The sequence below is a fragment of the Methylocystis sp. Se48 genome, from assembly GCF_056269425.1.
On sequence record NZ_CM149850.1, the window covers coordinates 1,611,662 to 1,626,676 of the forward strand.

Below are 15,015 nucleotides of genomic sequence, written 5' to 3' on the forward strand. Positions count from 1 at the left end.
TCAGCCCGTCTTGAAGGTCAGCGCCGGCGCATCGGCCGTCAGGTCCGCGAGCACGGTTTCGCCGGCGATGGCGCGCGCGCCCACCGCCACCATGGGACGCGCGGATGACGGCATGTAGACGTCGACGCGCGATCCGAAGCGGATGAGCCCGAAACGGTCGCCGACGCCGAGATTTTCGCCTTCCTTCACGAAGCAGACAATGCGGCGCGCGACGAGACCGGCGATCTGCACCACGCCGAAACGGCCGCGCGGCGTATCGATCACAAGGCCGTTGCGCTCATTGTCCTCGCTCGCCTTGTCGAGGTCGGCGTTGACAAAGAGGCCGGGCTTGTAAGCGATTTTCGTGACGCGGCCCGTGACCGGCGCGCGGTTCACATGGCAGTCGAACACGCTCATGAAGACGGAGACGCGCTGCAGCGGATCGGCGCCCATGCCGAGTTCGGGGGGCGGCAGGAAGAAGCCGATCGAGCAGACGACGCCATCCGCCGGCGACACCACGAGCCCGTCGCGCAGGGGCGTGACGCGGGGCGGATCGCGGAAGAAGTAGACGCACCAAGCCGTTGCGATGAGGCCGATCCAGCCGAGCGTCGGCGAAATCCAGTCGAGCACGAAGGCCGCGACCGCGAAGCCCGCGATGAAGACATAGCCCTCCGGGTGGATGGGCACGAGAATTTTGCGAACGGAATCGATGACGGACATGGGCGCTGCTCCCGTTGCGCGAGTCATGAGCGGGTCGACCGCGCTTCTTTGCCATGTTGCGGCGCCGGTGTCACGGGCGCGGTCGCGTCATCCCGGCAGCCGCCGGATGCGGCAGGGCGCGCCCGCGGGCAGGGGCGCGTCCCCCGGCTCGCGGATCAGCAGCGCCTGCGATTGCGCGAGTTCCGTCAGCAGCGAGGAATCCTGCATCGGTTGCGGCGTCGCGACAAGGCGGCCGTCCGAACCGATCGTCAGCTTTGCGCGCATGTAGTCGCGCCGGCCCTTGTTGGCGGGCAGGTCCGCGCCGGCGATGGCCGTTTCGGTCTGGTCGGCGCCGGCGTGCGGGTCGCCCTGCAGGGCGCGGATCAGCGGCGCCAGAAACACCAGCGCGCAAACGAAGGACGCCACCGGATTGCCGGGCAGGCCCAGAATATGCGCCTCGCCCAGACGCCCGGAGATGAGCGGCTTGCCCGGCCGCATGGCGATTTTCCAGAAGTCGAGCGTCATGCCCTGGCGGGCGAGAGCGGGGCGCAGCAGGTCGCGGTCGCCAACCGAGGCGCCGCCGAGCGTCACGAGAATATCCGCCTTCGCCTCGCGGGCGAGGCCGACGCCGCGCTCTAGATCGGCGAGATCGTCGCGGAACAGCCCGAGGTCGATCGCCTCCGCGCCCGCGCTCTCGGCGATGGCGCCGACGGCGAAACTGTTGCAGGCGATGATTTGCGAGGGGCCGGGTTCCGCGCCGGGCGGGACGAGTTCGTCGCCTGAGGCGAGCAGCGCGACGCGCGGGCGGCGCGCGACGGGCAGCATTGCGTGGTTCATTGCGGCCGCGAGCGCGAGTTCGGCGGGACCGAGGCGCGTTCCGGCAAAGAGCGCCGCGGCGCCCGCGCGGAAGTCGAGACCCGCCGCGCGGATGTGAGGACCGGCCGCCGCGCCGGGCTTCAGGCCGACGGCGCCGTCGGAAACATCCGCGTCTTCCTGAAGCAAAATGGCGTCCGCTCCTTCGGGGACGGGCGCGCCGGTGAAGATGCGCACGGCCTCGCCCGGCTTCAGCGCTGCGGCAAAGCCATGGCCGGCGGCGCTCTCGCCGACGAGCTTGACGGGGCCGGCCGCGAGGTCGGCGGCGCGCGCCGCATAGCCGTCCATGGCCGAGACGTCGACCGGCGGCTGGGTGCGCTTTGCTATGAGATCGCGCGAGAGCGTGCGGCCGCGCGCGGCGGCGACCGGGACTTCCTCCTCGCCAAGGCGGGTTGCGCCGGCGAGCACGCGCGCGAGGGCGTCGTCCACGGGGAGAAGCTTGTTGTCGGCCATCGTCTATTCTTCCCGCCGCCAGTCGCCGCTCTTGCCGCCTTCTTTCGAGACCAGTTCGACGCCTTCGATGCGCATGGCGCGGTCGGCGGCTTTCAGCATGTCGTAAATCGTCAGGCAGGCGACCGAGACGGCGGTTAGCGCCTCCATTTCGACGCCCGTCTTCCCGGTGACGGCCGCCTCGGCTTCGACGCGCACGCCGGGGAGCGACTCGTCGGGTGCGATATCGACCGTGACGCTGGCGAGGGGCAGGGGGTGGCAAAGAGGAATGAGGTCGCTCGCCTTCTTCGACGCCATGATTCCCGCAAGGCGCGCGACGCCGAAAACGTCGCCCTTCTTCGCCTGTCCGGCGACGGCTAGCGCGAGCGTTTCCGGCGCCATCACGACGCTCCCGCGCGCACGGGCGATCCGCTTCGTGTCGGCCTTGGCAGAGACGTCCACCATATGGGCGTCGCCGGCGGCGGAGAGGTGTGTGAGCTTGGTCATGAGCGACTTTTGCGCTCTCACGGCGCGCGACACAAGGGGGACCAGGTTCGCCGACAAGTCTACAAGACGATGCTCTCGTCGATCGCGCCTTCCTCGAAAATCTCGTCGAATTTGGCGACGAATCCGCCGTCGAAGACGCGAATGACCCCTGCCTTTTTCTTGCCCACGAAAACGCTGCTGCCAACGAAAATCGTCACCTTGGAATTGACCGTCAGATTGATCTCGACGCTCACGCCAGATGCGGAAATATCGTTGATCCGCGCCATGCACTCCTTTCCGTTCGAGAATTGCACGGTCGTCAGCTGCGTCAGTGGCACGAAGCGCTTGTGGCGACGGTGCTCCGGCAGATCGAACGCCGACTGATTCGCGAACCAGACGAGTTGCTCGGCGAGTTTTTTGTGCTTCAGGGCCGTCAGTTTCATGCCGAGCCTGAAGCCCTCCGCGTCGACGCTCTCGACCGTCCCCTCGAAACGGCCGAGTTCGGCGATGTAGACGATCACGTGCTGACCAATCTTGGGACGGGCGTCGGAAGCGATCGCCATCTCGCCGGTCGACATTTCGATGACCTTGCCGACGTGCTCCTGTTGCGTCGGCAGCATGAAGCGGCCGTCGAGATCGACGCGCACCTTGTTGTGGAGCCGTTCGCCTGTCTCGCCGGGTTCGATCCGAATTCTCGATGACATCTGAAACCTTTGATGCGAAAGAAAGCGCGTGCGGTTCGGAAACGACGCTCGCAAAATTGAAAGTCGATGTCGTCATTAAAAAATTAAGCGCCGAACGACCTTGCGCCTCGCGATCGGCCCGCGACTGTCGTGGGAGATTAAATCACAAGGAAATTCAGAGCGTAACGAAGCATTAAGAAAATCTGCGGATCTCTCGATGGCGCCAGAGACCGGCGCCATGGATCGGACGATTTTGGTTCACCCGTTCAACAGCTTTCGGGTCGCCGTCTCCACATCTTCCTGCCGCATCAGGCTTTCGCCGACGAGGAACGTAAAGATGTGGGATTTCTCCAGCCGCAGGCAGTCGTCGTGGGTCATGATGCCGCTCTCGGCGACGATGATCTTGTCGCGCGGCACTTTCTCGGCGAGGCGCTCGCTGGTTTCGAGCGAGACCGAGAAATCGTGCAGATTTCGGTTGTTGATGCCGATGAGCCGCGTTTCCAGCGCCAGCGCCCGATCGAGCTCGCGCTCGTCGTGAACTTCGACCAGCACGTCCATCCTCAGATCGTGCGCGGCGGTGTTGAGCGCCTTGGCCTCCTCGTCGGAGACAGCCGCCATGATGATCAGGATGCAGTCCGCGCCATAGGCGCGCGCCTCATAGACCTGATAAGGATCGAAAAGGAAGTCCTTCCGGATCGCCGGCAGATGCGTGGCCTTGCGGGCGGCCTCCAGATCTTCGAGCTTGCCCTTGAACGAGGGTCCGTCGGTGAGCACCGAGAGACAGGCGGCGCCGCCCTTCTCATAGGCTTTGGCGAGCTTTGGCGGATCGAAATCCTCTCGGATGATTCCCTTCGAGGGGCTCGCTTTCTTCACTTCGGCGACGAGCGCGATGCGGCGCTGATTGAGCTTCGCCTCGATCGCATGAACGAAGCCGCGCGGCGGGTCGCGGTCGCGCACGTTGCGCTGGAGCGTCGCCAGCGGCATGCGCACCTTGGCCTCGGAGATTTCGGTGCGCTTGTAGGCTTCGATACGGTCGAGAATGTCGGTCATGTCTTCGGGCCCGAGGACGACGCGCCGCGCGCCGCCGCTGAATCAGCCATTGAATAGCGGATTGGCGCGCGCAAGCCTATCCCGTAGAAGGTCGCCCTGTCCCGCGCTCGCGGGAGGAGGGCGCGGCGCCGGGCTCAATCCTCGGCGTTGGAGAGCCTGACCAGCGCCTCGAGCTTCGCCGCCGCGGCCCCCGTATCGAGCGCCCGCGCCGCGAGCGCCGCGCCCTCGCGCAGATCGGCGGCGCGCTCCGCCACCACCAGCGCGACGGCGGCGTTCAGCACGGCGATGTCGCGATAGGCGTTTTTCTCGCCCGCGAGCACCGCGCGCAGGGCTTTCGCATTGTGGGCCGGATCGCCGCCGACGAGTTCCTGCGCCGTTGCGCGCGGCAGGCCCGCGTCCTCTGGCGAAATGTCGAAGGCGCGGATGGCGCCGTCCTCGAGCGCGACGACATGGGTGACGCCCGTCGTCGTCGCCTCGTCGATCCCATCGGAGCCATGGAGCAGCCAGACGCGCCGGGCGCCCAGTTCTCTCAGCACGCGCGCCAGCGGCGCGAGCCAGTCGCGGGCGTAGACGCCGATCGTCTGGCGCTCGACGCGGGCCGGGTTGCACAGCGGGCCGAGCAGGTTGAAGATCGTGCGAATCCCGAGTTCCGCCCGGACCGGCGCGGCGTGGCGCAGGGCGGGGTGATGGGTGGGCCCGGCCATGAAGCAGATGCCGGCGTCTCGCAGGCATGCCGCGGCCGCGCCCGGGGAAATCCCCACCTTCACGCATAATTCGCCGAGCACGTCCGACGCGCCGGAGCGCGACGACGACGCCTTTCCGCCGTGTTTCGCGACAACGGCCCCGGCCGCGGCCGCGATGATCGCTGCGAGCGTCGAAATATTGTAGGTGCCCGCGCCGTCGCCGCCGGTGCCGACGATGTCGATTGCGCCGGGCGGCGCCTCGACGGGCGTCATGGCCGCGCGCATGGCCTGCGCCGCGCCGATGATCTCCTCGACCGTCTCGCCGCGCATCCGCAGGCCCATGAGAAATGCCCCGAGCTGGGCCGGCGTCGCCGCCCCCTCGAAGATGAGGGAGAAGGCGGCGCGCGCTTCTTCCCGCGCGAGGGGCTCTCCCTCGGCGAGGGCGGCGATGTAGGGTTTGAAGTCGCTCACGCCACCTTGGCCCGGCCGCGCTTCGCCTCGTTCCACTCCGCCGCGAGATCGAGGAAGTTTTGCAGGATCTTGTGACCGTGCTGGGAGGTGATGCTCTCGGGATGGAACTGCACGCCATGCGTCGGCAGTTCGTTGTGCGAGAGCGCCATGATCAGCCCGTCCGGCGTCTCGGCGGTGATGCGCAGGCATTCCGGCAGTGTCTCGCGCTTGACGACCAGCGAGTGGTAGCGCGTCGCCTGGAACGGCCCCTCAATGCCCCGGAACACCGCGTCGCCGTGATGCAGGATCGTCGCCATTTTGCCGTGAATTGGCAGCGGCGCGCGAACCACCTCGCCGCCGAATACTTCGCCGATCGACTGATGGCCGAGGCAGACGCCGAAGATCGGGATGTTCTCGGCCGCCGCCCGGATGAGCTCCATGCAGATGCCTGCCTCGTGCGGCGTGCAGGGCCCGGGCGAAAGCACGATGGCGTCCGGACCGCCGGCAAGAACCTCGGCGACCGAGACCGCATCGTTGCGGCGCACCGTGACATTGGCCCCCAACTGGCCGAAATAATGGACCAGATTGAAGGTGAAGCTGTCGTAGTTGTCGATCAGCGTGACGTTGGACATGAGATTTACGGGGCCTTCGCGTTGCGCGGCTTCGCTTCAACGATCCAATAGGGCGCGGGGGCGCGTTTCGCAACCTTCGGCGCGCCGGGGCGCGGAGGAGCCGTCTTGCGCGTCGCCGCATCCTTTCGATCAAATCTGTTTCGAATTTTAATCGCCGCCTCAACGCGCCGGTGACGTGAGTCTGGCACCTTGATCGCGACAATCCGGCGACCGGGAAATAATTCGCGAACATTGGGGAGCGCTTTCGTGGCCCTCGCACAGGACAGGCTTGCGCATGTCGCGCTCAACCGTTTTGGCCTGGGCGCAAAACCGGGGGGCGTCGCCCGCATACGCGCGGACGCCAAGGCCGCCGTGGTCGCGGAGCTCGACACGCCGGACATCGCCCTCGTCACGACGCCGGGTCTGCCGACCTATGAGGAAGCCTGTCAGGCCGTGCACACGGATTTCTGGCGGGAGGAGAGGCTGAAGGAACGGGAATTGACGGCCCGGCTCGCCAAGCACTTGCAGCCGGAAATCGGCTTCGTCGAGCGCCTCGTCCTGTTCTTCTCGAACCATTTTTCGATGTCGGTGAACAAGGACGGCGCCGTCCGCGCGACGATCGGGCAGCTTGAGCGCGACGTCATTCGGCGCAATGTGCTGGGCTATTTCGAAAATATGCTGGTCGGCGTCATCCGGCACCCGGCGATGCTGAAATATCTCGACAACGACGACTCGATCGGCCCGAACTCGGTCATCGGCCGGAGCTGGGGCGTTGGCCTTAATCATAATCTTGCCCGAGAAATCCTCGAGCTCCACACGCTCGGAGCCGGCGGCGGCTACACGGAGGCGGATATTGCGGGTCTGGCCCGGGCGCTGACGGGGTGGTCGTTCGTGCGCGGGTGGGAGGCCGACGGGCGCTACAACGGCGGCGCGCCCTCCATTCGCGGCCGGTTCATCTTCCGACCCGACTGGCACGAGCCCGGACCGCAAACCGTGCTCGGCCAAACCTATCCCGACACGGGCGCCAGTCAGGCCGTCGCCGTGCTTAGGGCGCTCGCCCGTCATCCCTCCACCGCCCAGTTCATCGCCTTCAAGCTGGTGCGGCATTTCATTACCGACGAGCCGACGCCGGATCTCGTCGATCCGGTGGCGTCGGTCTTTCTTCGCACCAGAGGCGATCTCAAGGCGGTCGCGCGGGCGCTTCTCGACCTGCCGCAGGCCTGGAGCGCGCCCCTCAGCAAACTGCGGACGCCCTATGAATTGCAGATCGCCGAGATGCGGGCGCTGCAACGACTCTATCCTCAGGCGAACCGCTGGCCCTTCAGCGAGGCGCTCTACGCCCTTCGCAACAAGCCGTGGGAGCGCCTGACGCCGGACGGCTATCCGGACGAAACCTTTTATTGGGCGGGCCCGGACGCCATGCGCGTCCGCGTCGAATCCGCGCAGATGAACGTCTGGGCGCTTCTGGAGCTTGCCCCCTATGGCCGCACCGCCGCCGCGCTCGCCGACCTTCTGTTCGCCAGCGCGCTCTCGCCGACGTCCCGGCAGGCGGTCGCGGAGCCGGCGAATTTGTATGACGGGCTGACCATGCTTTTCACGATTCCCGAGTTCCAGCGGAGGTAACGATGGCCGGACGAAAGCATTGCGACGGTCTCCCTCCCGTCGACCCGCGCACCGCGGCCGCGGCGCGCGAAGGCTGTCCGGACGCCCGGCTGGCGCTCTCCCGCCGGTCCATGATCGGCGTCACGGCTTCGCTGTTCTCCTCCGCGTTCTTGCCCGATTTCGCTCAGGCGGCCACGGACCCGGACGCGCGGCTGCTGGTCGTCGTCCTGCGCGGCGGCATGGACGGAATGGGCATGCTCGTCCCGAAGCTCGATCCGCGTTACGCCTCCCTCCGGGGGCGGCTGGCGATCCCCTTTTCGTCCACCTTGTCCCTTGGCCCGGATTTCGGCCTGCACCCCGCGCTTTCGCGCGTCCATGCGATGTTTGCCGCCGGCGACGCGGCCTTCGCGCCCGCGGCCGGGATTCCCGTCCGCAATCGTTCCCATTTCGAATGTCAGGACAATCTCGAAAACGGCTTGCCCGCCAATGTGTCCAACTCCACGGGCTGGCTCAACCGGTTGCTGGGCGGCCTGCCGTCGGGCGATCCGATTCGCCTCAAACGGGGCATTGAAATCGGCGAGGCGCCGCTCATTCTTCGCGGTCCCGAACCTGTGCTCGGCTGGTCGCCGACATGGTTCGAGAAAACGCGTCCCGACAATCTGCAACGTCTCCAGACGGTTTACTCCACGCTCGATCCGGCGCTGTGGCAGTCGCTGTGGCGAGGAATTCTGGCGGATCGTCTGGCCTCGGCGGCCGGCGCGGGCGGCGGCGCGACGAGCCCGCTGCGCAAGGGTTTCATTGGGGCCGCCCGCCTCATGCGTGCGGCGACCGGCCCGAGAATCGCGGTTCTCTCTGTGGACAATTGGGACACTCACGCCAATGAGGGCGGCGTCACCGGACCATTCGCCGACAGGCTGCGCGAACTCGATGAGGCGCTGGGCGACCTCAGGACGGAACTCGGGGCGTTGTGGGGGAAGACGGTCGCGATCTGCGTCACGGAATTCGGCCGCACCGTGCGGATCAACGGCAGCGCCGGCACGGATCATGGGATAGCGTCAGCCGCGCTGCTCGTCGGCGGCGCGGTCCGGCGGGGGTTCATCGGCGACTGGCCGGGACTCGCGCCGGCTCAACTCTTCGATGGCGACCTGCGTCCGACCGTCGATCTGCGCGCAATATTCAAAGGCCTGTTGCGCGATCATATCGGCGTCCCGAGGGACATTCTCGATACGACGGTTTTTCCGGGCAGCGCCGCCCTCGCGCCGATCGCCGGTCTAGTCGACAATCCCCTTCCGGCCGCCGCGCCCGCATTCGCCGCGCAATCGGCGCCGCCGCGCGAAGAGGCGGCCATCCTACGCTACCGCCGGCAATTCGGCGCACGATAGCAGGGCCGGCGCGCCCGTCAGGCTTCCGTCGTCGGGATCGTGCGGCGGAATCGCCAGTCGGGCCGCGCGTCTCGGATCATCATGATCTCCGCGAGCGACTGGCGGGTGAGCAGGCCGACGAGCCGCCCTTCGGCGTCGACGACGCCCACCGGATCGCCCGCGTTGAGCGTCGGCAAGGCGGCGTCGATCGTCTCGTGTGCGCCGATCGTCGCCGCTTCCTTCCTGGCGAAGGGCGCCACGGGGGCGCCGGGGTCGGAGGTGCGCAAGGCTTCGACGATCTCGGCGCGGGACAACAGCCCAGACAGCTGACCAGACGAGTCGACGACGGGAAAATCGTCCTGCGAGGTGGCGAGAAGGATTTCGACCGCTTCTCCGATGGTTGCGCTGCGCCCGATCGTTGCGATCCGCGTCTCCATCGCGTCGACGGCCGGAAGCCCGCGGGCGGCCTCGGCCATGGTGGTCATCTGCGCCTCGCCAGCGGCGGCCATGTAGACGAAAATGGCGATGAAAAGCAGCATCGGATGGCCGAAGAGGCCGACGAAGCCGAGGAACAGCGCGAAAATCTGCCCGATCTGCGCCGCGATGCGCGTCGCCTTGGCCTGGCCCAGCCACATGGCCAGCGCCGCCCGCAACACCCGCCCGCCATCCATCGGGAAAGCCGGGATCAGGTTGAAAACGGCGAGAAAAACGTTGGTGGCGGCGAGACGCTCCAGAATATTGACCGAAGGATCGCTGATATTGGCCGCGTCGTCCAGGTTGAAAGCCCCCGAGACGGCGAAGAGCGTCGCGGCGATCACGATGTTGACCGCTGGTCCGGCAAAGGAGATCAGCAGTTCCTGATAGGGCTTTTGCGGCATGGACTCCATGTCCGCGACGCCCCCGATCGGCAGCAGGGTCACTTCCGGCGACACGATCCCGAACTGCCGCGCGGTCAGGATATGCCCGAATTCGTGCAGAACCACGCACAGAAAGATCGCGGAAATGAACAGCACGCTCTGCGCCGCGGCCTCCGAGCCGCCGCGCTGGAAGGCGGCCATGCCGATCCAGGCCAGAAAGAGCACGAGAGTGATGTGGATGCGCACGGCCGTTCCCTTGAACGTGCCGAGCGTGAAAGACCAGCGCATGGTTCCCCCGAAGGCGGGTTGTTTATCGAAGACATAGGGGGGCGCCGGGGTTTAGGCCAGTGCGCGCCGTGGCGGGCCGCCTATCGCCGGGCGTCCGGACGGGTCCACTCCGCCGGCCACAAGGGCCAGCGCGTCACGCGGAACCAGTCCACCATGGGCGGGAAAAAGGCGAAGAAGACGATGCCGACGGAGAAAAGGCACCAGATCGCCGGCACGTCGTTGTTGTTGGTCGTCAGCGCATTTGCGAAGACAGGGCCGAGCAGCAGATGGAAAATCGTGAATCGCCAGGAGCCATAGAGAAAGGGCATGAGGAAGACCGACAGCATATAAGAGGGCATCCCCCAGTTCGAACCGATGAGATCCTCGAGCCATGTTCCAAGACCGTTGTAGGGGATGTCCCAGGCGATGTGCCAGTCGCCCGAGCGCGTGCAGAGAGTCCGCGCGCACATGGTTTCGGGGATTCGGCACTCGCCTGCCCATTCCAGGGGGAGGAGCTGCGCGATCATGAAGGCCGAGCACAGGGCGCAGACGACATAGACGCCGAAGCGAAGGCGCCGGCTCACCTCGGCGGGGATCAGCTCCAGCGAGATCGCGTTGATGAAGGCCGGCTGGAAGGCGATATGCAGGAAGGAGAGCAGGGTGATCGCCTGATTCGCTGGCGTTCCGCAGGCGTTTATGACGAGATACCCCGCCGCCTGAAACGTCTCCATCAGCGCGAAATAGCCGAGCGCCACCCAGACGGCTCTGGGCAGACCCCGCCGCCGCGCCAGGATCGACGCGCCGCCGCCGAGCGCGGTCATGCCGAGGGAAACTGGCAAACTCCAGCACATGACGCGATCCTCGCCTGGTCTGCGGACCGAAGGCCGCCGGGGTCCGCACGAACGGCCCGGCCCGGTCCTGCTCGCGATCGGCGAGGCTTCAGCCAGTTTAGCGAAGCGTCGGAAATTTGACTAATGCAAAAAATCGCCGGCGAAGCTCGCCGGCGAAGTCGGAAGGATGATGGGAAGAGCGGAAGGCGGGTTCAGAGTCGATAGCGGATCTGGTCGGTCCAGAAGCGCTCCAGCCGGGTGAGGGAGGTGTTGAGGTTACGGAACTCCTCGCAGGAGACGCCGCCGATGTGCTCGATCGTCGAGGCGTGCTTCTCATAGAGCTGGGCGACGATGTCGTGCACTTCCTTGCCCTTCGGGGTGAGGCTGATGCGGACAGAGCGCCGGTCGAGGCGCGAACGGGCGTGGTGCAGATAGCCCATCTCGACGAGCTTCTTGACGTTGTAAGAAACATTGGAGCCGAGATAATAGCCGCGGGTGCGCAGTTCGCTCGCGGTCAGCTCCTTGTCGCCGATGTTGTAAAGCAGCAGCGCCTGGACCGAGTTGACGTCCCCGCGGTCGCGGCGGTCGAACTCGTCCTTGATCACGTCGAGGAGGCGGCGATGGAGGCGCTCGACGAGGGTCAGCGCCTCGAGATAGACCGGACGAATCTCGCTGATGCGGTCCGCGCGGTTCTGCTGAGGGGCGGTCTTCGTTACGGCGCTCATCTTCTTCTCCATCGTCTGGTGCGTGGCGCGTTGATCGCTTGATGGGCTCAAATTAGATCGACGCGAATGAACTTGAGTTTAAATAACAGCCTGAATCCGACGTTTACCCAGTATTGGCAGCTTTCGGTGAATGACCGTTAAATTCTAATCATCGATTTACGCTGAATCTCGCTTAAGAATTCCGACCGCAAGCCGATCGAATGTTGAAAAGTTGAATGAACGCCCGCCCCTTGGTTTAATCAGAGTCCCTCCTTTCCCTTGCCGGAGCGCAGGGGAGGGCGTAACTTCCCGTCAGCGGCGGATCGTCGCGACGCCTGGGCGGACCGGGCGAATAGCATGAGGGAGCCTCATGGCGCGTTACGACCTTGCGGTTTTCATTGGCCGATTCGAACCCTTTCACCTCGGTCACTTCGCGATTTTGCAGCGCGCGCTCGCGCTGGCGGAGCGCGTCGTCGTGCTCGTCGGCTCGGCCGAAGCGCCGCGCTCGGCGAAAAATCCGTGGAGCTTCGCCGAGCGCGCGGTGATGATTCAGGCTGCGCTCGGGGCAGACGCCGCGCGGGTGACGGCGCTGCCGCTGCGCGACCATCTCTACAACGAGAACGCATGGCTGGCCGAAGCTCAGGCGCAGGTGGCGAGCGTCGCCTCGGACGCGAAAAACATCGGGCTTTTCGGCCTGAGCAAGGACGCGTCGAGCTATTATCTGAAGGCTTTCCCGCAGTGGGCGCTGGTCGACGCCGCGTCCGTCCCGCTCCTGTCGGCGACCGAGCTACGGCGCCATCTCTTCTCGGAAGAGCCGGGGGCGCTGCGGCTGCTCGAAGCCAATGTGCCGCCGCCCGTCTTCGAGATCATCCGCGCCTTCCGCAAGACCGCCGCCTATGCGCAGACGCTCGACGAATATCGTCACGTCGAGACCTATCGGGCCGCCTGGTCCAATGCGCCCTATCCGCCGATCTTCGTCACCGTCGACGCCATCGTCGCGCATTCGGGTCATGTCCTGCTCGTGAAGCGCAAGGCGCAGCCGGGCCGCGGCCTTTGGGCCTTGCCGGGCGGCTTCGTCGGCGAAAGCGAAACGCTGCGCGATGCGGCGATCCGCGAATTGCGCGAGGAGACGCGGCTCAAAATTCCTGCGCCGGTGCTGCGCGGCAGTCTGCGCAGCGAGCGCGTGTTCGATCATCCCGACAGATCGCTGCGCGGCCGCACAATCACGCACGCCTTTTACTTCGACTTCCCTTCGGGCGACCTGCCGCCCGTGCGCGGCGCGGACGACGCGACGCGGGCGCGCTGGATTCCCGTCTCGGAAATCCAGGGGATGCGCGGGAGCCTGTTCGAGGATCATTTCTTCATCCTCGAACATTTTCTCGGAGCGGGGTGGTGAGCGGCGAGCGCGGCGCAGCGCGGGAGCGTGTCGCGCCGCACATCGCCGCGTCCCGCGGCCCTGTCATGAAAGACTGACTTTTGCCCCGAGGGGAGAGACCCCGAAGCGGGCTCGATGCGCGAAGGAGTTTCGCCATGACCGTCCTGAATCCGATCCTCAACACGGACAGCTACAAGACCAGCCATTACCTTCAATATCCGCCGCGAACGACGCGCGTGTTCTCTTATGTTGAGAGCCGCGGCGGCGTCTGGGACCGCACGTTGTTTTTCGGCTTGCAGGCGATCCTGAAGCAGGAGTTTTCGCAGCCCGTCACACGCGCGCATGTCGACGAAGCGCGCGAACTGCTTGGCCAGCACGGCGTGCCTTTCAATGAAAAAGGCTGGCTGCGCCTCATCGAGAAACATGGCGGGCGTTATCCGATCGAAATTCGCGCGGCCCCCGAAGGCAGCGTGGTGCCGGTTCACAATGCGATGATGAGCGTCGTGAACACGGACCCCGAATTCTTCTGGCTCACGAGCTATGTCGAGACGGCTTTGTTGCGCATCTGGTATCCGACCACGGTCGCGACGATCAGCTGGCATGTCCGCCAGACGATCGCCGACGCCCTGCGCAGGACGGCGATGGCGCCCGAGACGGAGCTGCCGTTCAAGCTGCATGATTTCGGCGCGCGTGGCGTTTCGAGCTATGAGAGCGCGTCGCTCGGGGGCCTCGCGCATCTCGTAAGCTTTCGCGGCACGGATACGCTCGCGGGCATTCTCGCCGCGCGCCGGTTCTACAACGAGCCGATGGCGGGCTTCAGCATTCCGGCCGCGGAGCACAGCACGATCACGGCCTGGGGCCGGGAGGGGGAGGGCGACGCCTACGCCAATATGGTCGCGCAGTTCGGCAAGCCGGGAAAAATCTTCGCGGTCGTGTCGGACAGTTACGACATCTACGCCGCGGTCGAGCATCTTTGGGGCGAGAGGCTTCGTCAGCGCGTGATCGACAGCGGCGCGACGCTGGTCGTGCGTCCCGACAGCGGCGATCCGGTGACGGTCGTGGCGAAGACCCTCGAAATTCTCGCGGCGCGCTACGGGTTCGACGTCAACGCAAAGGGCTACAAGGTGCTGCGCCATGTTCGCGTCATTCAGGGCGATGGCGTCAATCCGGAGAGCATCAAGGCCATGCTCGCGCGCGTCGTCGCGGACGGCTTCAGCGCCGAAAACGTCGCCTTCGGCATGGGCGGCGCGCTGTTGCAGCGGCTGGACCGCGATACGCAGGCCTTCGCTTACAAGGCCAGCGCGGCGGAAATCGACGGCGCCTGGCGGGACGTCTACAAGGATCCTGTGACCGATCACGGCAAGCGCTCCAAGCGCGGCCTGCTCGGCCTCGTTGCGGAGCCCGGCTATGCGACGGTCGTCGTCGACGGAGAGACGTTCGAGCCGCTCGACGGACGGCGCAATTTCTTGCGGCCGGTCTACCGAAATGGCGAACTGCTCATAGACGAGACGCTGGCGGACATTCGCGCGCGGGCGGAGAACGCCTAACCTTCCGCGGCGGGCGGCGGCGCGGCGCGGCGTTGCGCCTTGCGCCGGCGCCGTTCGCGCAGGCGCTGCGCCTCGAAGTCGCGTCCGGCCTCGAAGGTCAGCGCGAAATACATCAGGATCAGCACGGCGTTGACGCCGATGAGCCAATATCCGCCGACGAAGAAGCCGGGCATGCTGAGCGTGAGAAAGATCTGCGCGCTGGCGATCAGGAGCCACAGCACGCCGCCCCAGGGCGTCGCGAGCCAAAGGCCCACGCCGGCGATGAGATCGAGCACCGCGAAGAAGATGACGGCGAAGGCGGCGTTTTGCGGCATCACGTCGAAGATCGACTGCGGTCCGACGAGAACGATGCGCCAGTGCATCAGCCCTTGCAGCAGCCAGAACAGCGCCACGATGCGCATGAACCGCGACAGAAGCGCGCCCCATTTGGCCGCGTCGCCGGCCGGCCCCGGATCGCCGACGCGGATCGGCCGGTAGGGATCGTCGCCGTCATCGTAGATCGTGGGATCGGCCATCGACGGTCCTTTGC

General features: G+C 66.1%; 15 protein-coding genes. 4 read left to right on the forward strand and 11 right to left on the reverse strand.

Annotated features, from left to right (window positions below):
• From ACV959_RS07870 to ACV959_RS07900, 7 genes are all read right to left on the reverse strand, one after another.
• Positions 1-726 carry a phosphatidylserine decarboxylase gene (locus ACV959_RS07870; protein WP_475739320.1) on the reverse strand — a complete coding sequence of 242 codons (726 nt, stop codon included), beginning with the start codon at positions 724-726 and terminating at the stop codon, positions 1-3.
• Positions 727-786: 60 nt separating this feature from the next.
• A complete protein-coding gene (locus tag ACV959_RS07875) occupies positions 787-2,004 on the reverse strand; it encodes a molybdopterin molybdotransferase MoeA (RefSeq protein WP_475739321.1) in 1,218 nt (405 codons plus the stop codon).
• Between the two features lie 3 nt (positions 2,005-2,007).
• Positions 2,008-2,487: a cyclic pyranopterin monophosphate synthase MoaC gene (gene moaC, locus ACV959_RS07880; protein ID WP_475739322.1), complete on the reverse strand. Its 480-nt coding sequence runs from the start codon at positions 2,485-2,487 to the stop codon at positions 2,008-2,010.
• A gap of 59 nt (positions 2,488-2,546) precedes the next feature.
• Positions 2,547-3,170, reverse strand: a complete 624-nt coding sequence (locus tag ACV959_RS07885; protein WP_475739323.1) for a PilZ domain-containing protein — start codon at positions 3,168-3,170, stop codon at positions 2,547-2,549.
• Positions 3,171-3,407: 237 nt separating this feature from the next.
• Positions 3,408-4,199, reverse strand: coding sequence for an indole-3-glycerol phosphate synthase TrpC (gene trpC, locus ACV959_RS07890; RefSeq protein WP_475739324.1), 792 nt, complete (start codon positions 4,197-4,199; stop codon positions 3,408-3,410).
• Between the two features lie 134 nt (positions 4,200-4,333).
• Complete coding sequence (gene trpD / locus ACV959_RS07895; protein ID WP_475739325.1) at positions 4,334-5,353, reverse strand: anthranilate phosphoribosyltransferase; 1,020 nt, start codon at positions 5,351-5,353, stop codon at positions 4,334-4,336.
• Complete coding sequence (locus ACV959_RS07900; protein WP_475739326.1) at positions 5,350-5,964, reverse strand: anthranilate synthase component II; 615 nt, start codon at positions 5,962-5,964, stop codon at positions 5,350-5,352. The genes trpD and ACV959_RS07900 overlap by 4 nt, the downstream gene beginning before the upstream one ends.
• 246 nt (positions 5,965-6,210) lie before the next feature.
• Between ACV959_RS07900 and ACV959_RS07905 the strand changes: the two genes are divergently transcribed.
• Together ACV959_RS07905 and ACV959_RS07910 are read left to right on the forward strand one after the other, a co-directional pair.
• Positions 6,211-7,566 (forward strand): DUF1800 domain-containing protein, encoded by a 1,356-nt coding sequence (locus ACV959_RS07905; protein ID WP_475739327.1) that lies wholly within the window; start codon positions 6,211-6,213, stop codon positions 7,564-7,566.
• 2 nt (positions 7,567-7,568) lie between these two features.
• Positions 7,569-8,927, forward strand: coding sequence for a DUF1501 domain-containing protein (locus ACV959_RS07910; RefSeq protein WP_475739328.1), 1,359 nt, complete (start codon positions 7,569-7,571; stop codon positions 8,925-8,927).
• Between the two features lie 17 nt (positions 8,928-8,944).
• Here ACV959_RS07910 and ACV959_RS07915 read toward each other — a convergent pair whose 3' ends face one another.
• From ACV959_RS07915 to ldtR, 3 genes are all read right to left on the reverse strand, one after another.
• Positions 8,945-10,051 (reverse strand): site-2 protease family protein, encoded by a 1,107-nt coding sequence (locus tag ACV959_RS07915; protein WP_475739329.1) that lies wholly within the window; start codon positions 10,049-10,051, stop codon positions 8,945-8,947.
• Positions 10,052-10,131: 80 nt separating this feature from the next.
• Positions 10,132-10,881 carry a DUF5765 domain-containing protein gene (locus ACV959_RS07920; RefSeq protein ID WP_475739330.1) on the reverse strand — a complete coding sequence of 250 codons (750 nt, stop codon included), beginning with the start codon at positions 10,879-10,881 and terminating at the stop codon, positions 10,132-10,134.
• A gap of 191 nt (positions 10,882-11,072) precedes the next feature.
• Positions 11,073-11,585 carry a transcriptional regulator LdtR gene (gene ldtR, locus ACV959_RS07925; protein ID WP_475739331.1) on the reverse strand — a complete coding sequence of 171 codons (513 nt, stop codon included), beginning with the start codon at positions 11,583-11,585 and terminating at the stop codon, positions 11,073-11,075.
• A gap of 349 nt (positions 11,586-11,934) precedes the next feature.
• On the opposite strand from ldtR, the gene ACV959_RS07930 reads away from it, so the two are divergent.
• Complete coding sequence (locus ACV959_RS07930) at positions 11,935-12,960, forward strand: bifunctional nicotinamide-nucleotide adenylyltransferase/Nudix hydroxylase (protein ID WP_475739332.1); 1,026 nt, start codon at positions 11,935-11,937, stop codon at positions 12,958-12,960.
• Between the two features lie 134 nt (positions 12,961-13,094).
• Positions 13,095-14,486, forward strand: coding sequence for a nicotinate phosphoribosyltransferase (locus ACV959_RS07935; RefSeq protein WP_475739333.1), 1,392 nt, complete (start codon positions 13,095-13,097; stop codon positions 14,484-14,486).
• Here ACV959_RS07935 and ACV959_RS07940 read toward each other — a convergent pair.
• Positions 14,483-15,001: a DUF6163 family protein gene (locus ACV959_RS07940; RefSeq protein WP_475739334.1), complete on the reverse strand. Its 519-nt coding sequence runs from the start codon at positions 14,999-15,001 to the stop codon at positions 14,483-14,485. The genes ACV959_RS07935 and ACV959_RS07940 overlap by 4 nt on opposite strands.
• Positions 15,002-15,015 lie beyond the last annotated feature (14 nt).

Coding starts and splice junctions, on each gene's coding strand:
- ACV959_RS07870 (WP_475739320.1), bottom strand. CDS start 726: ATGACTCGCGCAACGGGAGCAGCGCCCATGTCCGTCATCGATTCCGTT.
- ACV959_RS07875 (WP_475739321.1), bottom strand. CDS start 2,004: ATGGCCGACAACAAGCTTCTCCCCGTGGACGACGCCCTCGCGCGCGTG.
- moaC (WP_475739322.1), bottom strand. CDS start 2,487: ATGACCAAGCTCACACACCTCTCCGCCGCCGGCGACGCCCATATGGTG.
- ACV959_RS07885 (WP_475739323.1), bottom strand. CDS start 3,170: ATGTCATCGAGAATTCGGATCGAACCCGGCGAGACAGGCGAACGGCTC.
- trpC (WP_475739324.1), bottom strand. CDS start 4,199: ATGACCGACATTCTCGACCGTATCGAAGCCTACAAGCGCACCGAAATC.
- ACV959_RS07900 (WP_475739326.1), bottom strand. CDS start 5,964: ATGTCCAACGTCACGCTGATCGACAACTACGACAGCTTCACCTTCAAT.
- ACV959_RS07910 (WP_475739328.1), top strand. CDS start 7,569: ATGGCCGGACGAAAGCATTGCGACGGTCTCCCTCCCGTCGACCCGCGC.
- ACV959_RS07915 (WP_475739329.1), bottom strand. CDS start 10,051: ATGCGCTGGTCTTTCACGCTCGGCACGTTCAAGGGAACGGCCGTGCGC.
- ACV959_RS07920 (WP_475739330.1), bottom strand. CDS start 10,881: ATGTGCTGGAGTTTGCCAGTTTCCCTCGGCATGACCGCGCTCGGCGGC.
- ldtR (WP_475739331.1), bottom strand. CDS start 11,585: ATGAGCGCCGTAACGAAGACCGCCCCTCAGCAGAACCGCGCGGACCGC.
- ACV959_RS07930 (WP_475739332.1), top strand. CDS start 11,935: ATGGCGCGTTACGACCTTGCGGTTTTCATTGGCCGATTCGAACCCTTT.
- ACV959_RS07935 (WP_475739333.1), top strand. CDS start 13,095: ATGACCGTCCTGAATCCGATCCTCAACACGGACAGCTACAAGACCAGC.
- ACV959_RS07940 (WP_475739334.1), bottom strand. CDS start 15,001: ATGGCCGATCCCACGATCTACGATGACGGCGACGATCCCTACCGGCCG.